General features: G+C 63.3%; 14 protein-coding genes. 2 read left to right on the top strand and 12 right to left on the bottom strand.

Translation table 11 applies throughout. The features are described 5' to 3' along the window. Positions 1 to 98: 98 nt before the first annotated feature. From GA0071312_RS09450 to GA0071312_RS09435, 4 genes are all read right to left on the bottom strand, one after another. On the bottom strand, positions 99 to 749 hold the full coding sequence (locus GA0071312_RS09450) for a hypothetical protein (protein ID WP_074444762.1): 651 nt from the start codon (positions 747 to 749) through the stop codon (positions 99 to 101). A gap of 228 nt (positions 750 to 977) precedes the next feature. Then, entirely contained in the window at positions 978 to 1,511 is a 534-nt protein-coding gene (locus tag GA0071312_RS09445; protein ID WP_131817762.1) for a hypothetical protein, read from the bottom strand. Between the two features lie 145 nt (positions 1,512 to 1,656). Next, complete coding sequence (locus GA0071312_RS09440; protein WP_074444760.1) at positions 1,657 to 2,184, bottom strand: hypothetical protein; 528 nt, start codon at positions 2,182 to 2,184, stop codon at positions 1,657 to 1,659. Between the two features lie 118 nt (positions 2,185 to 2,302). Next, positions 2,303 to 3,076 (bottom strand): hypothetical protein, encoded by a 774-nt coding sequence (locus GA0071312_RS09435; protein WP_131817761.1) that lies wholly within the window; start codon positions 3,074 to 3,076, stop codon positions 2,303 to 2,305. 273 nt (positions 3,077 to 3,349) lie between these two features. Between GA0071312_RS09435 and GA0071312_RS09430 the strand changes: the two genes are divergently transcribed. Next, positions 3,350 to 5,263: a propionyl-CoA synthetase gene (locus GA0071312_RS09430; protein WP_238947165.1), complete on the top strand. Its 1,914-nt coding sequence runs from the start codon at positions 3,350 to 3,352 to the stop codon at positions 5,261 to 5,263. A gap of 21 nt (positions 5,264 to 5,284) precedes the next feature. Here the strand turns inward: GA0071312_RS09430 and GA0071312_RS09425 are convergent, their stop codons facing one another. The 3 genes from GA0071312_RS09425 to GA0071312_RS09415 form a co-directional block, all read right to left on the bottom strand. Further along, entirely contained in the window at positions 5,285 to 6,160 is an 876-nt protein-coding gene (locus GA0071312_RS09425) for an IclR family transcriptional regulator (RefSeq protein WP_074444757.1), read from the bottom strand. Positions 6,161 to 6,300: 140 nt separating this feature from the next. After that, a complete protein-coding gene (locus tag GA0071312_RS09420; RefSeq protein ID WP_083204469.1) occupies positions 6,301 to 8,337 on the bottom strand; it encodes a TRAP transporter permease in 2,037 nt (678 codons plus the stop codon). Between the two features lie 163 nt (positions 8,338 to 8,500). Next, positions 8,501 to 9,664 carry a TAXI family TRAP transporter solute-binding subunit gene (locus GA0071312_RS09415; RefSeq protein WP_074446049.1) on the bottom strand — a complete coding sequence of 388 codons (1,164 nt, stop codon included), beginning with the start codon at positions 9,662 to 9,664 and terminating at the stop codon, positions 8,501 to 8,503. 325 nt (positions 9,665 to 9,989) lie between these two features. Between GA0071312_RS09415 and GA0071312_RS09410 the strand changes: the two genes are divergently transcribed. Then, positions 9,990 to 11,552: a class I adenylate-forming enzyme family protein gene (locus tag GA0071312_RS09410; protein WP_074444756.1), complete on the top strand. Its 1,563-nt coding sequence runs from the start codon at positions 9,990 to 9,992 to the stop codon at positions 11,550 to 11,552. Between the two features lie 54 nt (positions 11,553 to 11,606). On the opposite strand, the gene GA0071312_RS09405 is transcribed toward GA0071312_RS09410, so the two are convergent. From GA0071312_RS09405 to GA0071312_RS09385, 5 genes are all read right to left on the bottom strand, one after another. Beyond that, positions 11,607 to 13,217 carry an ABC transporter ATP-binding protein gene (locus tag GA0071312_RS09405; RefSeq protein ID WP_074444755.1) on the bottom strand — a complete coding sequence of 537 codons (1,611 nt, stop codon included), beginning with the start codon at positions 13,215 to 13,217 and terminating at the stop codon, positions 11,607 to 11,609. Beyond that, the gene (locus GA0071312_RS09400) at positions 13,217 to 14,056 is read right to left on the bottom strand and encodes an ABC transporter permease (RefSeq protein WP_074444754.1); all 840 of its coding nucleotides are present in this window, start codon (positions 14,054 to 14,056) and stop codon (positions 13,217 to 13,219) included. Before GA0071312_RS09400 ends, GA0071312_RS09405 begins: the two co-directional genes overlap by 1 nt. After that, positions 14,053 to 15,030 carry an ABC transporter permease gene (locus GA0071312_RS09395; RefSeq protein WP_074444753.1) on the bottom strand — a complete coding sequence of 326 codons (978 nt, stop codon included), beginning with the start codon at positions 15,028 to 15,030 and terminating at the stop codon, positions 14,053 to 14,055. Before GA0071312_RS09395 ends, GA0071312_RS09400 begins: the two co-directional genes overlap by 4 nt. A gap of 101 nt (positions 15,031 to 15,131) precedes the next feature. Beyond that, positions 15,132 to 16,718, bottom strand: coding sequence for an ABC transporter substrate-binding protein (locus tag GA0071312_RS09390; protein ID WP_074444752.1), 1,587 nt, complete (start codon positions 16,716 to 16,718; stop codon positions 15,132 to 15,134). A 279-nt stretch (positions 16,719 to 16,997) separates the two neighbouring features. Then, positions 16,998 to 17,426 (bottom strand): secondary thiamine-phosphate synthase enzyme YjbQ, encoded by a 429-nt coding sequence (locus GA0071312_RS09385; RefSeq protein WP_074444751.1) that lies wholly within the window; start codon positions 17,424 to 17,426, stop codon positions 16,998 to 17,000. Position 17,427 lies beyond the last annotated feature (1 nt).

Below are 17,427 nucleotides of genomic sequence, written 5' to 3'. Positions count from 1 at the left end.
GATGGATGCTCTGGTGAGCCATCCTAACGATCCCGCCGCAAAGATCGCCCCGCAGCTTCGCCCATCTTCTGTGCGCGAAGCTGCGGGGGAGAGTCGCGTCAATGGGCCGGTCTGCGAAGAAACTGCTCCATGACCCACGAGCCGAACATCGCAGCCGCCCCGGATATGACCGTTCCGAGCGTTTCCATCGCGCTGCCGAAAGCCTGCGCGGCGTTCTCGACGGTCGTGCCGAGCCTTGCCGCGAAGGTCGCGAACGGATCGGGATCATTATCGTCGATCAGCAGCGCGCGGCGCAGCCGCTCCGCATCGATGCGCACGTCGCGAATCTCCGAAATGGCTTCCGCGGGGAGGAAGTCACGGCAATTGTTGAACAATTCGTCGATCAGCTCCATCAGGTCGTTGAACTCCCTGAGCATCGCGAGGCGACGGTCCGGCGTCGCGATGAGCTGGCGCATGCTGTCAGTACCCGGAGGCGGCATGATGTTCTCGATCTGCTCGAGCTTCGCCATGATCTCGTTGAAGAGATCATCGCAATATCTGCTGCGCCGAGAGGCGCTGGGATCGAGCGGTTCCTCCATGCTGCCGATGGTCTTGGACTCGAACGAAGGGTTGCCGACGAGAGCCGACACCCCGGTATCGGGAGCGGCCGCGGCGGCTTTGCCGGGAAGGCTGAACGCGGTTTCGGCGGCGCCCGGGCCGTGGTCCTTTTTATCCAGAGACGGCGTATCGAGCGGCTTCATGGCAAGCATTATGTTCATACTCCTTTTTTAAATATCTGAATTTATTCAAATCAGCGCACGTCACCCCCGCCCTTTGAAAAGCAGGGCGCGATGCTGATCATGAACAGCGCGGATTGTGGAAACCGGCCCCACCCCGGCGTTGATCTTTCCCCTTAGGGGAGGGAGACCGGTCGCGCCCTCCATGACGGCGCCCCCCTCTCCCGCGGGGAGGGAGCGCGATGAAAGTCTGCAACGGCTTTATGGATTTTGCTGTCGCAAAACCCCTTCCGCAGCAGCCGGGATGAGGCGAAGCACGTCCGCTCCGATCGAGCGCAGGATGTGGCCAACCCCTTTCAGCCCTTCCCACAGCACCCCGGCGAGGGACTGGACCTGCTCCCACAGATTCATGCGCATGGCCTCACGCAGACGCTCCAGCACGTCGCGCATGCCGCGCACCTCCTCCATCGCGCTCGCCGGGAGAAAATCGCCGCACTGGTGCTCTAGGGCGTTGAGGAGATCGTCGAGACGATCGAGGCTTTCTTCGACCACGGCGCGGTTATCCGGATCCGCAAACCAGCGCCGCAGTGCCTCCGGCCCCTCGACGAGCAGGCGCAGGACCACGCCGTTCGCGATGGCGGCGGCTTCGTTATACATGTCGGTACAGGCCGCTTCCTGGGCGGCGCGCGGAATGCGGCGATCGGGGCCCTGCTGCTTGAGGACGGCGCTCTCGTCGCGCGCGCCGGCCAGAGCAGCCGAGAAACCGTTGTCGGAATCGTGTTTGCCTCCAGACATTTTACCATTCGGGATGGCCGGATTCGCAGCAATCATCGTCATGAGAAAACCAATCCTTCAAATTCAGTTTCGAAATACATGGATACGCGCCCTCCCCTTCGGGAAGGCGCGATGATGGTGATGAGGGAAAATGCAATGCGGGTATTCAGAACGCCGGTTGGTTCGCGGGTCCGCCACCGAGAAGCGGCGCAAGCCTTTGGAGCCCCTCCCAGAGTGCGTGAGCAAGCCGCTCCAAGAGGTTCCAGTTGACTTGCGGCGCAATGCCGGACTGCGATTGATCCGCATCGAAGCCGAGCGCCCCGCGCATGGCATCGATGAGTTCCCGCAATCCGCGCAAGTCACTCATCGCTGAATGAGGCAGGGCGTCACCGCAGAAATTGATCAACGCGTTGATCCGCAGGTCAAGGTCATCGAGCTTTGCTTCCAAAGACGGATCGTCGCGCGCAAGAAGATCGAAAAGTTCGTTCACATCTCGCATGAGACGATTAAAGGCGTCGGCGCAGCGTGCCTCCCTATCGCTTCGATCCCTCCGCTCGGGCAAGGATGCAATGCGCGCGTCTTCCGGTGCCGCTGCGGCTGCTTTGCCAAGATCGAGGCTGAAACTTTTATCCGCCGGAACGGGGGAGGACGCGCCTCCCGGCGAGAGAAGATTGCTGATCGCGCCGATATTCATGATTGAAACCTCACAAAAATCACGGATTGAAAAATGGCTTCGAATAAAATCGTTAACCATATTTATTAACTAATTCTCTTTTAATGTCAATCAGGGATTGCATATGAATTTTACTTATTCAATGCGCAAACTGATTGTGGAGCAGGTTCATGAGAAATGCCGCCGAGGCGCCAAGACCAGTGATCACAGCCCCGAGCACATCGCGCGCGCCCGCCGCCACATCACGCATCGCTTGCATCAGTCGTTGGTAGCTGCCTTCGCCCAGATCACCGCCTTCGGTCACAAGATCAGCGCCGACATAGCCGCGCATCCGTTCGAAAGCGCCCCGCAAACGTCCACATTCCGCCAGCTCTTCCGGCGAGAGGACATCCTGACAATCACGCTCGATCCGCTCCAGCAGCGCCGCCGCACGGGCCATGTGCCGCTGCAGAACCTCGCGGAACCCGGGATCGAGCAGAGCGGTGCGGCGCTGGATATCGGCCCATGGATCGGTCGAATCCATGATCAGCATGTCCTGAATCTGCGCCATTTCATGGATGAGCTCGCGCACGCTCTGGCTACAGGAGACGCGCCGGAACTCGCGGCTGACCGAGTCGGCCTCCGGGCCCTGCTTGATCGGGCTGGAGTAGATAGAATCCGGCAATAGGGGCAAACCACCTGCATCCGGCAAATTCATCCCGCATGACGAAGAATATTCAGATGATACTGCAGTATATCCTACCAATGGGCCCGCAATAATATTACCATTTTTTGATTCTTTTACATGCTGATATTTAATATCTTTTGATTTTATATTTTCATCTGCAATCGTGCTACATTCAGAAAACGGGAAAACCACAAAATTAGACTGGGAAATTTGATTTGTACGGACATTCGAACTGACTGAATACATTTATTGATCTCCAATTTCGGCAATGTGTCGGCATAACTGCAGCACAGATCGATGAAAAGCCCAAAATGACGCCATTTCGCCCTTAAATTCGACAATCGAGCCGAAACTGCCGATCCATCAGGGTCGTTTGTGGTGAATGGTGGCCGCGCCACCCTGACGGGGCAGAGCGCGTTTCAAACTTTTGGCCGGCTTGTCAGCGCCGCCCGTTCTCGTCACCATGGAGAAAATCAGACGCGTGTCCGCAATCGCGTCGAGACCGAAGGGATGGAACCGATGTCCGGAATCGCGCAAAGCGCCTATGCGAAGCTCTACGAAAGCTGGCAGGAGGATCCGGAGGCCTTCTGGGCCCGGGCCGCACAGGCGATCGACTGGTACCAGCCGCCGGACCATGTCTTCGATGCAAAGGCCGGCGCCTATGGCCGCTGGTTCGAGGGCGCGACCTGCAATACCTGCCACAACGCCGTCGATCGCCATGTCGCAATGCGCGGCGACCAGCCGGCTCTGATCTATGACAGCCCGATGACCGGTTCCAAGCGCGCCATCAGCTACCGCGAATTGCGCGACGAGGTGGCCGCGCTGGCCGCCGTTCTGCAGGATCTCGGTGTCGGCAAGGGCGACCGGGTGATCATCTACATGCCGATGATTCCCGAGGCCGTGATGGCGATGCTGGCCTGCGCGCGTATCGGCGCCATCCATTCCGTCGTCTTTGGAGGCTTTGCCGCAAAAGAGCTCGCCACCCGCATCAATGATGCCCATCCCAAGGCGATCCTCGCCGCCTCCTGCGGGCTCGAGCCGGGTCGCATCATCAGCTACAAGCCGTTGCTCGATGGCGCCATCGAACTCGCGACGAGCAAGCCGGAAGCCTGCCTCGTCTTCCAGCGCCCCGAGGGGGAAGCGAGCCTCGACAAGCCATGGGATCACGAATGGCAGGCGGCGGTCGCCGGTGCGAAGGCCGCAGGCCGCGCCGCCGATTGCGTACCCGTCGCCGCCACCGATCCGCTCTACGTGCTCTACACCTCCGGCACGACCGGCAAGCCCAAGGGCGTCGTGCGCGACAATGGCGGGCATATGGTCGCGCTGGCCTGGACCATGGAGAACCATTACGGCATCAAGCCCGGGGAGGTGTTCTGGGCGGCCTCCGATGTCGGCTGGGTGGTCGGCCATTCCTATATCGTCTATGCGCCACTGCTGCATGGCTGCACCAGCATCATCTATGAAGGCAAGCCCGTCGGCACGCCCGATGCCGGTGCCTTCTGGCGGGTGATCGCCGAGCACGGCGTCGTCTCGCTTTTCACCGCCCCCACCGCCTTCCGCGCCATCAAGAAGGAGGATCCGCAGGCGAAGCTGCTGGCGGATTACGATCTGTCGCATTTCCGCACGCTGTTCCTCGCCGGCGAGCGCGCCGATCCGGATACGGTGCAATGGGCCGAGCGCATCCTCGGCGTGCCGGTGATCGATCACTGGTGGCAGACGGAGACCGGCTGGCCCATCGTCGGCAACCCGGTCGGGATCGGCATGCTGCCGGTGAAGCACGGCTCACCCTCGGTGCCGATGCCGGGTTACGACGTGCGTGTCCTCGACGAGGACGGCAAGGAGGTCGGGCCCAACGAAATGGGCGCCGTCGTGATCCGCCTGCCCCTGCCGCCGGGCGCCTTGCCGACCCTGTGGCACGCACCGGAGCGCTTCCATGAGAGCTATCTTGCAGCCTATCCCGGCTATTATTCGAGCTCGGATGCGGGCTTCAAGGACGAGGACGGCTACATCTTCATCATGGGCCGCACGGACGACATCATCAACGTCGCCGGACACCGCCTCTCGACGGGCGGCATGGAGGAAGTGCTCGCCGGCCACCCTGCCGTTGCGGAATGCGCCGTGATCGGGGTCAAGGATGCGCTCAAGGGCGAAGTGCCCTGCGGCTTCGTGGTGCTCAAATCCGGCATCATCGAGCCCGTCGAGACGATCGAGAAGGAGCTCGTCGGGCTGGTGCGCGAGAAGATCGGCCCCGTCGCCGCCTTCAAGCTCGCCGTCACCGTGCCGCGCCTGCCCAAGACGCGCTCGGGCAAGATCCTGCGCGCAACCATGAAGAAGATCGCCGATCGCGACGAATGGACGCCACCCGCCACCATCGACGACCCGGCCATTCTCGACGAGATCGGCGAAGCCCTGAAGAACAAGGGCGTGATCTGACCGGCGCACAGGCGCCTGCGCTCAATAGAAGCTGCGCGGACGCCCGACTACTTGCGGCCATTCGACGGCGCCGGTCTCGCGCATGCGCTCGATCGTGGCGCGCAATCTCGGGCCGGTTTCTTCGCGCAGCATGCGCTCGGTGAGGATGAAAGCGGGGCCGGACACGTTGACGACGTAGAGCGAGCCCGTCTCGGGAGCGACCAGAGGTGCTGCAACGGCGTTGATTTCGCTGTTCCAGGCGCCGAGCGCAATGCAGAAACCGGTCTGCTCGATTTCGCGCCGCGCCCGTTCGAGCTCCGCCTCGAGGCGTGGCCAGTCATCGCCCACCTGCGCAGCCAGCCCCGCGATCACGCCGGGTCGCTCGTCGGCATCGAGTGCCGCGACCATGGCGAGCCCCATGGCGGATTTCGCCAGCGGCAGATGAAAGCCGATCTCGCGCGAGATGGTGATACTCTGCCCGCGCCCGCGCCAGAGCTGCATATAGACGCTGTTGAGCCCCTCGCGGATCCCCAGCGCCACATGCGCCTGCGTCGCGTTGGCGAGTTCCTGCAGGAACGGGCGCGCGATCTGGGCAAAGGAGTTCGAGCGGAAGAAGGCCATGCCGAGCGCCAGCACGGCGGGGCCAAGCTGATATTTCTCCCGGTCCTTGACCATGCGCAGGTAGTTCAGTTCGCGCAGTGTATGCGTCAGCCGCGAGACGGTGGGCTTGGGCAGTCCGGTGCGCCGGGCGATCTCCTGATTCCCCAGAACCTCGTTGGAACTGGTGAAGGCGCGCAGCACCGACAGGCCGCGTGCGAGCGCGGTGACGAACTGGCGATCCTTCGCCGGAACGTCGTCGCCTTCCGCAGGATCCACGGGGAGATCCGCCTCATGCGCATGTATCGTATCGGCCTTCATTCGAACCAGCCCTTCGACAACCCTATCAAGCGAACTTTTCTCGCACACTCCATAGCAGTTGCAAGTTTCTTCCCGACAAGTTTCTTCCCGACAAGTTTTCTTCCCGGGCAAAGCGCTCCCGTACGCGTTTCCTCCCGCCCCTATGGCCGCGCCGGCGCCGCGCCCCGGCGCATCACCCGCAGGAGAATCACCGGTACCGCGAAGGCGAGCCCGACCAGCGTCATCTGCATGTGGTCGAGGCCGAGTCCGATATGACCCGGAGCGGCGAGGAACAGGCCGCCGATTGCGAGCATCACACGACGCAGCAGCGCCAGCGCACCGCGTCCGATATCCCCCACGCCCGCGAGATAGCCCTGGATCGAAGACCCGATGAACCACACCCCGATCACCGCCGTGATCAGCACCGTGACCACTTCATAGGCACTGCCGCGACCGATCAGGGCCGGATTCAGGACGAAGAAGAACGGCACGATATAGATGATCGAACCCAGCCGCATGGCTTCCAGACCGGCCATGATCGGGCTTGTCCGCGCAATCGTCGCCGCAGCGAAGGCGCCCAGCGCCACCGGCGGCGTGATGAAGGAGACCATGCCCCAATACATGATGAACAGATGCACCGCGAGCGGATCTAGCCCCGCACGCGTCAGGGCCGGTGCGAGCACCACGGCAAGGAAGATGTAGCAGGCCGTCACCGTCATCCCCATGCCGAAGATGAAGGCCGTGATCGCCCCCATGATCAGGAGCACGAAGACGTTGTTACCGGCGAGAAAGACGAGATCGTTGGCGAGTGTTCCGGCGAGCCCTGTGGCCGAGAAGGCCCCGATGATCAGGCCGACACCGAGCAGGATCGCCACGAGCTCCGCGAGCGAGCGCCCCACCCCGGTCAGCAGGTTGATGAAGCCGTTGAGATTGAGCCGCGTGCCCCTGTGCAGCTGGTTGATCACGACAAGCGCCGCAGTCGCATAGAACGGCGCCAGCGTCTCCTGCCGGAAGACAATCATCATCACGATCAGGATGGCGAAGACGAAAATGTAATGCCAGCCCTCCTTGAAGGTCTCCTTCAGCGAGGGCAGCTCCGAGCGCGGCATGCCCTTGAGGCCGTTGCGCGCCGCATAGGCGTCGATCTGCACGAACAGGCCGAGATAATACAGGATCGACGGGATCGCGGCAGCGATGATGATCTGGCTGTAGGGCATGCCGAGGAACGAGGCCATGACGAAGGCCGTCGTGCCCATCACCGGCGGCATCAGAACGCCACCCGTCGAGGCGCAGGCCTCCGTTCCCGCCGCGTAGCGCGAGGAGAAGCCGGCGCGCTTCATGGCAGGGATCGAGACGACGCCGGTGGTGAGCACGTTGGAGACGACAGAGCCACTCATGGAGCCCATGAAGCCGGAGGCAAAGATCGCCACCTTCGCCGCCCCGCCACGATATCCACCGACGAGGGAAAGCGCCAGATTGTTGAAGAAGCGCCCGCCGCCGGTGAATTGGAGCGTCGCGCCGAACAGAATGAAGCCGATCACCAATTGTCCGAAGGCCTTCATCGGAATGCCGAAGGAGCTCTCGTTCGAGATCAGGTGATAGGCGATGGTGTCATCGAAGGGCTGCGCAAAGCCCGAGATCGGCCCGGGCACGACATCGGCGAAGACCGGGTAGAGCGAAAAGAAGAAGACGATCACCGCGATCACCAGCCCGCCGGTGCGGCGCGTGGCCTCGATGATCAGGGCCCAGAGCAGGAAGCTCATCGCCATGGCGAGCGGCGGGGCCGCATATTCCCAGCCCTCCATCAGGCTGCGATGGGCGGTGAAGGTGAAGTAGCCGCAGGCACCGAGCGAGAGCGCGGCGAGGATCAGGTCGTACCATGGCGTCGGCCCGCCCCGGGCGCGCGGGCTGATCGGGAAGGCGGCGAAGGCGAGCGCGAGGAAGATGCCCGCGAGCAGATAGAGATAACGGTTCTCGATGATCACCACGCCGACGAACAGGCGCAGATTGAACAACTGGTTCACGGCGAGGAAAATCGCCGCGAGCGTGAGCGCCACGAACACGCCCTTTACCCAGCCGGTGACTTCCCTGAAACGCGCTTCTTCCTCGATGGCGGGCTTGGCCCCGGTCGTGGCAAGCGGGACTACGGGCGCCTCGTTCAGGGGATTGGTGGCCTCGGGATCCCTGGTGTCGTTCATGGCTGACCTGCATGCGGGCTGAGCGGGGGAATGCGGCGGCGCGTGGCGCGCCTGACGCACACGCGAGCGGTCGCGAAGCATTGCCGCGCGCCACATGCGAAAGGAGCATGCGGCGCACGATCAGGGGAACGCGGCGGGAAATCCCGCCGCAAACGGCCTTCGATCAGTTCCAGATCGGATTCATGCCGGCGGCTTCGAGCGCATCGCGCCGCGCCTGCATCCAGCCCTCCTGGAAGGCCTCCTCATCGCTGACGCCCTCGGCGACGAACGCGTCCCAGGCAGCCTTCAGCACCTGCTGACGCGCGATCAGACCGTCGTTATGCGCCTGGTGATCCTCGGTCCAGACGCCGATCTCCTCGAAATAGCGGATCGCACCTTCATGATAGGGCACCACCCATTCGAATTGCTGGCGGTCGATATGCCAGCCGGAAATGCCGGGCGCCGCGCCGTCATAGACGGGGAAGAGCTCGACCATTGCCTTGGTCATGGCATAGACCTTGTCCGTTTCCGCATCCGCGTAGGAGAGCAGGATCGGATACGGGTAGTTCGGCCCCTCGTGCGGGTTGTCCTCGGAGAGGCCCGCACCGAGTGTCGCGCGGTTGGGCACGAAGAACGGCGCGGCGTCGTTCAGCCGGGCCCAGCCTTCCTCGTCGTCGAAGGGCAGGGTCGGCCAGACGAGACCACGGGGCGAGGCTTCGAGCTGGAAGGCCTGACCTGACGTCGTCACGGCGAAGGCCGCATCGGCCTGGTCGTTGATGATGCCTTCCCATGCGGCACCGAAGCCGGGGAATTCGACGCGCTCGACATCATCCCAGGTCAGGTCGGCGAAGCTGAGAATGGCGCCGATATTCTGGTTGAGCGAGGGCGAACCCACGACCCAGGCGACGCGCTTGCCTTCGAGATCCGCCACCGTCTCGATGTCGAGATCGCCGGCCGCGCCGATGGTGAGATTCGAATCGGCGTTCGAGGCGATCAGGACGCGCACTTCCTGCGGGCCCCAGGATGCCTCACCGAACTCGAACATGCCTTCCTGCGAGAAGAAGCTCGCGCCAAGCCCCGTCGCGGAGAAATCGACGCGCCCGTCGCGCAGCGGAATCTGGCGAGCGATGTCGTTGCGACCCGGCAGGATGCGCAGATTGACATCCAATTCGTTGCGCAATGCGCCGCCAATGGCCACGGACTGGTTGTAGCCGGCCGAACCGACATCATAGGCCGTCCAGGAAATTGTGTCGGGCAATCCGGACTGCGCCATGGCGGGCGCGCTCGTCATGGCGCCGGCAATGGCGATTGCGGCGGCGGAAGCAAGCAGGTTTCTGCGATCCAGCATCAGGGTTTCCTCCAGTTTCTTCATCGGAAAGCCGGGAGCGTTTCGCCCTCACGGCGCTACCGCGACATCGTCGCAACAAGACGACCCGGCGCGTGTTGTTTTTGACCTTGGGGAAATTCCTTCCCTTAGGTGAGTCCAGACTAAATGCGAAATCCTGTTTCGCAAGACAAAATACGCGTTCGCAGATCGGGCGTTCCTGCCCATAGAATATGGTCATCATGCCTATTATTTTCGCTGTGCGGAATATTGTTTCACATTTCTTGACGCTATTGCGGACAGGCACTAACGTCCAAACGCTTCAGCAGCAGCCTCAGGAGTCCGCTCGATGTCCGCCGCCACGCCGCAATCGCTCGCCCATGTCACCACGATCGATGCGATTCCGCAGGAAGGCGCGCGGGAAAGACCGGATGCGACGGCTTTCGTCCTCGGCGAGCGCCGTATCAGTTTCGCGCAATGGGAGCATTGCGTCGCGACCAGCGCCGTGCGGCTGCAGGAAGCGGGCCTGCGCCCCGGCGACCGGTTCGTGATTCTGGGCGAGAACGGCATCGTCCTGATCACATTGGCTCTCGCGGCGGCACGCGCAAAGGCCTGGCCGGTCATCCTCAATGCGCGCCTCTCCGAGCGCGAGATCGAAACGATTGCTCACCACGCACAGCCGCGCCTGATCGCCTTTGCCAACGACATCTCCCCGGATGCGGAGCGCCATGCCGGTGCTTTCGAGACCGAACACGTCACTTTCGAGGGCCTGCCGCCCTTTCGCCTCACCGTCGCGGCGGATTGCGAACCGGAACCCGTGCATGACGACCCCGCCCGCGATGTCGCTGCCATGATCTATACCTCGGGCACGACCGGCGCCCCCAAGGGCGTCATGCTCAGCCACGCGAATCTGATGCATGTCGCGCGCCATTCCGGTTATCTGCGCGGTCTGGCGCCGGGTGAGCGCGTCTATGGCTGCCTGCCGGTGAGCCATGTCTTCGGCCTCGCCTCGATGTTCCTCGGCTCGGCGCTCTATGGCGCAACGAATTACCTCGTGCCGCGTTTCGATCCCTCGGAAGCGCTGCGTCTGCTGCGCGACGAGGAACTCACCGTCTTCCAGGGCGTACCGGCCATGTTTGCGCGGCTGATCGAGCATGCGCGACAAACGGGCCGGCCGATCGAGGCGCCGGCCCTGCGCTACGCTTCCGCCGGCGGCTCGCCGCTCGACCTCGCGCTCAAGACGCGGGTTGAGGCGGCTTTGGGCGTGTCGCTGCATAACGGCTACGGCATGACGGAGCTTTCGCCGACCGTATCGCAGACGCGCATGGACGCCCCGCGCCGCGACGATGCCACGGGCCCGCTCCTGCCCGGGATCGAGGCGCGCACCGTCGATGGCGAAGGCGCCCCCCTTCCCGCCGGCGAGATTGGCACGCTACAGGTGCGCGGCCCGACCGTGATGCTCGGCTATTATCGCAACAAGGAACTCACCGACCGGGTGAAGAGCGCCGATGGCTGGTTCGATACCGGCGATCTCGCCCGTTTCGGCGAAGACGGCGCACTTTATATCGTGGGGCGCGCCAAGGACCTGATCATCCGCTCGGGCTTCAACGTCTATCCCGAGGAGATCGAAGGCGTGATCGCGAGCCATCCCGATGTGACGCTTGCCGCCGTGGTCGGCCGCAATGTCGAGGGCAACGAGGAAGTCTGGGCCTTCGTCCAGCTGCGGCCCGGCGCGGATTTCGACGAGCGGGAGATGCGCGCCTTCTGCGCCGAACGCATGGCGCCTTACAAGCGCCCCACCCGCATCATCGCGCTGCCGACACTACCCGCCTCCTCGACCGGCAAGGTCCAGAAGGCGAAGCTGCGCGAGGAAGCCGCCTCCATCGCCGTGGAGCAGGCTGAGGCGGTCTGACCCGCGATCGGGAAGCCTCGCGCCGCGCCCGATGAAGGCGCAGCGCGTGGCCCTTCACGCCGCCGCCATCTTCGCATGCGCACCCGGCACCGCCGCGAGCAGCGCGCGGGTATAGGGGTGCTTCGGATTCTCGAAGAGCCTGGCCGTCCGCTCGAGCTCGACGATCTCGCCCCGTTGCATCACCGCGATCCGGTCGCAGACCTGCGCCGCCACGCGCAGATCGTGGGTGACGAAGAGGATGGCCAGCCCCAGCCGCTTCTGCAGGTCCTGGATCAGATCGAGGATCTGCGCCTGCACCGAGACATCGAGCGCCGAGACGGGCTCATCCGCCACCAGCACGTCCGGATCGAGGGCAAGCGCACGGGCAATCCCGATGCGCTGGCGCTGGCCGCCGGAGAATTCGTGCGGATAGCGCTCGGCCGATGACGCGCCGAGCCCGACCAGTTCGAGCAATTCGCGCGCCCGCTTCTCGGCATCCACGCGCGGCACACCCTGCGCCTCCGGCCCCTCGGCAATGATCCGCCCGGCGGTGCGGCGGGGGTTGAGCGAGGCGTAAGGATCCTGGAAGACCATCTGGATGCGCTTGCGCAAGGGCCGCAACTGGCGCGGCGGCACGCCGTGGAATTCGGTATCGCCCACCTTGATGAAGCCGTCATCAGGCTCGGTCAGGCGCATGATGCAGCGCCCGACCGTGGACTTGCCGGAGCCGGATTCGCCCACGAGCCCGAGCGTCTCGCCGCGTTTGATGGTAAATTCAACATCCTTCGCCGCGACCACCTTGCGCGCGCTCCCACTGAAGAAGCCGCGCCCGCCATAGGTCTTGTGCAGATTGCGCACGATCAGCGCATCCGGCTCGCCCGAGAGATCCTTGGGCGGCGGTGGCGTCAGCGAGGGCACGGCGGCGAGAAGGCGTTTCGTATAGTCATGCGTGGGATTTTCCAGGACGTCCTGCGCCCGCCCGCTCTCGACGCACAGACCGTTCTGCAGCACGGCAACATCATCGGCGATCTCGGCCACCACGCCGAAATCGTGGGTGATGAACAAAACCGCTGTCCCGTGCTTGTGACGCAATTCATCCACCAGCTTGAGGATCTGCGCCTGCGTCGTCACGTCGAGCGCCGTGGTCGGCTCGTCGGCGATGAGGAGCCTGGGCTCCAGCGCGAGCGCCACGGCGATCATCACCCGCTGGCGCTGACCGCCGGAGAGTTCATGCGGAAACGCCCGCGCGATATGTTTCGGATCGGGCAGCCCGACTTCCTCGAGCAATTCGAAAGTGCGCCGCATGCGTTTCTGCGCATCGAACATGCGATGCGATTCGAAGGTCTCGAGGATCTGGTCGGAAATCCGCATGACCGGATTGAGCGAGGTCATCGGCTCCTGGAAGATCATGCCGACATCGCGTCCGCGCAGCTTGCGCATCTCGCCGTCAGAGAGCCCGATCAGCTCACGCCCGGCAAGCCTGATCGAGCCGCCCGCCGGCTTCACGGCACTGGGCAGGAGCCCGATCACGGCATGCGCCGTCATCGATTTCCCCGAGCCCGATTCGCCCACGACACACAAGGTCTCGCCGGCATCAATCGACAGGCTGAGCCCCTGCACCGCATGGGCGCGATCGGCGAGTTTCGGAAGAGCGAGGGAGAGATTGTCGATTGCCAGGACGCTCATCAGCCACCCTCCCGCGAGAGACGCGGATTGAGCGCGTCGTTGAGCCCCTCACCCACCAGATTGAGAGCGAGCACCGTGAGGAAGATCGCAACACCGGGGAAGAAGCTGATCCACCAGGCCTCGATCAGGCGCGTGCGGCCCGCACCGATCATGTAGCCCCAGGTCATCATGTTGGGATCGCCCAGCCCGAGGAAGGAGAGCGCCGATTCGAGCAGGATCGCCGAGGCGACCATGATCGAGGCCATCACCGTGATCGGCGCGATCGTATTGGGCAGAACCTGGGTCAGGATGATGCGCGAGGTCGTTTGGCCGATCACGATCGAGGCCTGCACATATTCGCGTGTCCGCAACGACAACACCTCCCCGCGCACGAGTCGCGCCACCGGGGGCCAGGAGACGATGGCGATGGCGAGCACGATCGAAAAAAGCGAGGGCTGCAGGATCGCCACGATGACGATGGCGAGCGCGAAGGCGGGTATGGTCTGGAAGAATTCGGTGAAGCGCATCAGCGCGTCATCGATCAGCCCGCCGAAATATCCCGCGAGCGCGCCGATCGGAATTCCGATGGCCAGCGCCGTCAGGGTCGAGACCAGCCCGATGATCAGCGAGACGCGGGCCCCATGCATGATCCCGGAGGCAACGTCGCGCCCCAGCGCATCGGTGCCGAGCCAGAATCCGCCCGGCGACATCGGCGGCAGGAACGGACGCGTCACCATCCGCCACGGCGAGGTCGGATAAAGCAGTGGGGCGAGGATCGCCGCTGCGAGGATGATCGCCAGGATGATCAGGCCGACCACCGCGCCCTTGTTGCGGGCAAAGCGCTTGAAGAATGCCTTCATCGTCCCACCTCGATGCGCGGATCAGCCACGCGATAGACGACGTCCGTGATCAGGTTGAACAAAACCACCATGGCCGAGGAGACGAAGAACACGCCGAGCAGCACCTGATAGTCACGCTGCGCCAGCGCCTCGAACATCAGCCGACCGATCCCCGGCCAGCCGAACACCGTCTCGGTCAGCACCGCACCGCCGACGATCTGACCGGCCTGGAGGCCGGCCAGCGTCACCACCGGCAGGATGGCGTTGCGGGCGATATGCCGACGCACGATGCGTCCTTCCGGAACGCCCTTGGCGCGCGCGGTCTTGACGAAATCGGAGCCCGCGATCTCCAGCATCGAGGCACGCATCATGCGCGTATAGAGCGCGGTGAAGAACAGCCCCAGCGTCGCTGCGGGCAGGATCAGATGCATCCCCACATCCAGCGCGTGGCGCAGGCCCGTATAGCCCGCGCCGATCGTGCGAAAACCCGTATTGGGCAGCCAGCCGAGCCAGAGCGCGAAGATGATCTGGCTCATCAGCGCGATCCAGAACAACGGCGTCGCATAGAAGAACAGCGCCCCGGTCGTGATCGCCGTATCGGACCATTTCCCGACCCGGCGCGCGGCGAGGATGCCGAAGATGATGCCAAGGGTCAGCGAGAAGATGAAGGCCGCACCGGTGAGCAGCAGCGTCGCCGGCAGGCGCTCCATGATCAGTTCGAGCACCGGGCGTCCCTGGCGATAGGAGAAACCGAGATCGAGCGTGACGATATCGGTCAGATAGATCCAGAGCTGCGTCATGATCGGCTGGTCGAGGCCGAACTGCTCGCGCAATTGGCGGATGAATTCTTCATCCGCAGCCCCCGCTTCACCGGCGAGCACCGAAGCCGGATCACCGGGCGCTGCGCGGATCAGGAAGAAGTTCATGGTCGCGATGGCGATCAGGACGATGACGCCCTTGACCAGCCGCCCCGCGATGAATCGCAAAAGTGGCATCTGTCACCCACGCTGATTGAAGCCGGTAGCGCCGCAATGACGGCGTTCAGGAAACGCTTCCGGGGCGATTGCGGCCCCGGAAGCTTTACGCAATCAGCCGCTTACTGCTGCAGCCAGGCATCGCGGAAGGTGTCGTTGACACCGATCGCCGTGGTGATGAAATCCTGCAGATCGCAGCGATAGACGGTGGGGAAGTCCATCTCGATCATCCACAGCACCGGCAACTCATCGACAAGGATCTCCTGCACCTCCTGATAGAGCGCAGGACGTTCCTCGGACGGCGCATTGGCCGCCTCGGCAAAGAGCCGGTCGACCTCCTCGTTGGCGTAACCCATCACGTTGGAGAACGGGTTGCCCTCGACGATGTTGCTCGACACGTAGGAACGCGCCACGCCCAGCGCCGGATCGCCGTACTGATAGAGGAAGTTGTGCGTCATCTCGAAGTTGAAGCTTCCCAAACGCTCAGTCCAGCCGGGAACATCGGTGGTGACCAGGTTCACGTTGATGCCCACGTCTTCCAGATCCTGGCGCGTGGCTTCCGCCCAGCGCGTCCAGGTCTCGCCATAGGGCAGGACCATGAAGTCGAGGGTTTCGCCGTCATAGCCCGATTCCGCGATCAGTTCGCGCGCGCGATCCCGATCGTAGTTGTATTCGGGCAGATCGTCGGAATGGAACAGGGTGCGCGATGAGATCGGGCTGTTGGCGACCGTGCCGTAGCCGGACCAGACCACCTCCTGCGCAAATTCCCGGTCGATCGCATACATCATCGCCTGCCGGAAGCTCTTCTCCGCAAGCGCGCCTTCACGCACATTGAGCGCGATCCAGGCATGCGGGGAGAACATTTCCCAGCCATCCGTCGTGACGCAGACATTGTCCTGTTCCGCGAGGCGCGGCACATCGAAGATCTCGACCGAACCGCCGGTCAGAACGTCGATATCCCCGGTCTCGAAGGCAACCGCGCGCGAGGCGGCGTCGGGAATGAAGCGGTAAAAGACCTCGTCAATATAGGGTTGGCCCTCGAGGTAGTAATCCTCGTTGCGCTCGAGATGCACGTAGGAACCGCTCTCCCATTCGACGAACTTCATCGGCCCGGTGCCGATCGGTGTCGCATTCATCTCGTTGGCCCGGTAATCCGTGCCCTCGTAGATGTGGGCCGGGATGATCGGCGTGGTGCCGACCTCGAAGCTCAGCATGATCGGCTCGAAGGGCTCGTTGAGCGTGATCGTGACCTCGTAATCGCCCGTCTTCTCGATGGAGGCGACCTGCGCATCGACTGTCGGGCGCCAGCGCGGATGCACCTCGCGCAGGAAGACGTCGAGCGAGAAGACGACGTCATCGGCGGTAAACGGCTCGCCGTCATGCCACAGCACGCCCTCGCGCAGCTTGAAAGTGTAGACGAGCTGGTCGTCCGAGATCTCCCAGCTCTCCGCGAGCGAGGGCTGCGGCGTCAGATCGGTATCGTAGCGCAGGAGCGATTCGTAGATATCGCCCGCGATCATCTGGGTGGGGCCGTTCTGGAACAGGCCGAGCATCAGGCTCGGGGGCTCCGGGGTGACGGCGAGCTGCACGGTTCCACCGCTTTGCGGCTGGGCCTTGGCGTCCTGCGGCTGCATCGCAACGACGCCGGCGCTCAAGAGGAGCGCCAACGCAGTCGTGGCGAGCGCACGCCCTGTCTTTTTCTGGATCATGATCGTCCCTCTGTTCTCTGGACTCGTTTTTGGCTTTCGCGGGCTTCTTGCGGCCCTGGATGTCGCGGATGGTTCAAGCCATCCGCCACCTGTCCTGATTAGAGAGATTTCGCTTCCGTGCGTCAAATGATGACGATAAGTCAGGCTCCCGTCGGCATTGATGGCAAAACCATGTCAATCCAATGGAATGGAAGGAACGTCAGGCCTGAACAGGCCCGATTTCACACTCGTCTTGCATGAAAACCAAAAGCGGGATGGGCATCCGTGCACGTTTTTGCATCATGCCGAAATATGAAGCAACACCTCACGGTCATGCGCCGCCGCGCGATGCTCGAACAGGTAGATACCCTGCCACGTACCGAGTGCGAGCTTGCCGTCCATGATCGGGATCGACAGCGATGTCTGCGTCAGCGCCGCCTTGATATGGGCCGGCATGTCATCGGGGCCCTCAATGCTGTGCACCACCCATTCCATCCCCTCGGGCACGAGGCGGGCGAAGAATTCCTGCAGATCGGCGCGGACATCCGGATCCGCATTCTCCTGGATCAGCAGCGAGCATGAGGTATGGCGCACGAACAGCGTCAACAGGCCGGTCTCGATACCGCTTTCGCGCACGAAGAGCGAGACGATCGGCGTGAACTCGGTGAGCCCCGGCCCGTCGCTGCGAATCGTCAGGCTCGTCTGTTTGCTCTTGCCGGGTGCACTCACA

It is taken from the genome of Saliniramus fredricksonii, from assembly GCF_900094735.1.
GTDB classification, from domain to species: Bacteria; Pseudomonadota; Alphaproteobacteria; order Rhizobiales; family Beijerinckiaceae; genus Saliniramus; species Saliniramus fredricksonii.
This window is presented reverse-complemented; position numbering and strand designations above follow the sequence as displayed.

Coding starts and splice junctions, on each gene's coding strand:
- GA0071312_RS09450 (WP_074444762.1), bottom strand. CDS start 749: ATGCTTGCCATGAAGCCGCTCGATACGCCGTCTCTGGATAAAAAGGAC.
- GA0071312_RS09445 (WP_131817762.1), bottom strand. CDS start 1,511: ATGTCTGGAGGCAAACACGATTCCGACAACGGTTTCTCGGCTGCTCTG.
- GA0071312_RS09440 (WP_074444760.1), bottom strand. CDS start 2,184: ATGAATATCGGCGCGATCAGCAATCTTCTCTCGCCGGGAGGCGCGTCC.
- GA0071312_RS09435 (WP_131817761.1), bottom strand. CDS start 3,076: ATGTATTCAGTCAGTTCGAATGTCCGTACAAATCAAATTTCCCAGTCT.
- GA0071312_RS09430 (WP_238947165.1), top strand. CDS start 3,350: ATGTCCGGAATCGCGCAAAGCGCCTATGCGAAGCTCTACGAAAGCTGG.
- GA0071312_RS09425 (WP_074444757.1), bottom strand. CDS start 6,160: ATGAAGGCCGATACGATACATGCGCATGAGGCGGATCTCCCCGTGGAT.
- GA0071312_RS09420 (WP_083204469.1), bottom strand. CDS start 8,337: ATGAACGACACCAGGGATCCCGAGGCCACCAATCCCCTGAACGAGGCG.
- GA0071312_RS09415 (WP_074446049.1), bottom strand. CDS start 9,664: ATGCTGGATCGCAGAAACCTGCTTGCTTCCGCCGCCGCAATCGCCATT.
- GA0071312_RS09410 (WP_074444756.1), top strand. CDS start 9,990: ATGTCCGCCGCCACGCCGCAATCGCTCGCCCATGTCACCACGATCGAT.
- GA0071312_RS09405 (WP_074444755.1), bottom strand. CDS start 13,217: ATGAGCGTCCTGGCAATCGACAATCTCTCCCTCGCTCTTCCGAAACTC.
- GA0071312_RS09400 (WP_074444754.1), bottom strand. CDS start 14,056: ATGAAGGCATTCTTCAAGCGCTTTGCCCGCAACAAGGGCGCGGTGGTC.
- GA0071312_RS09395 (WP_074444753.1), bottom strand. CDS start 15,030: ATGCCACTTTTGCGATTCATCGCGGGGCGGCTGGTCAAGGGCGTCATC.
- GA0071312_RS09390 (WP_074444752.1), bottom strand. CDS start 16,718: ATGATCCAGAAAAAGACAGGGCGTGCGCTCGCCACGACTGCGTTGGCG.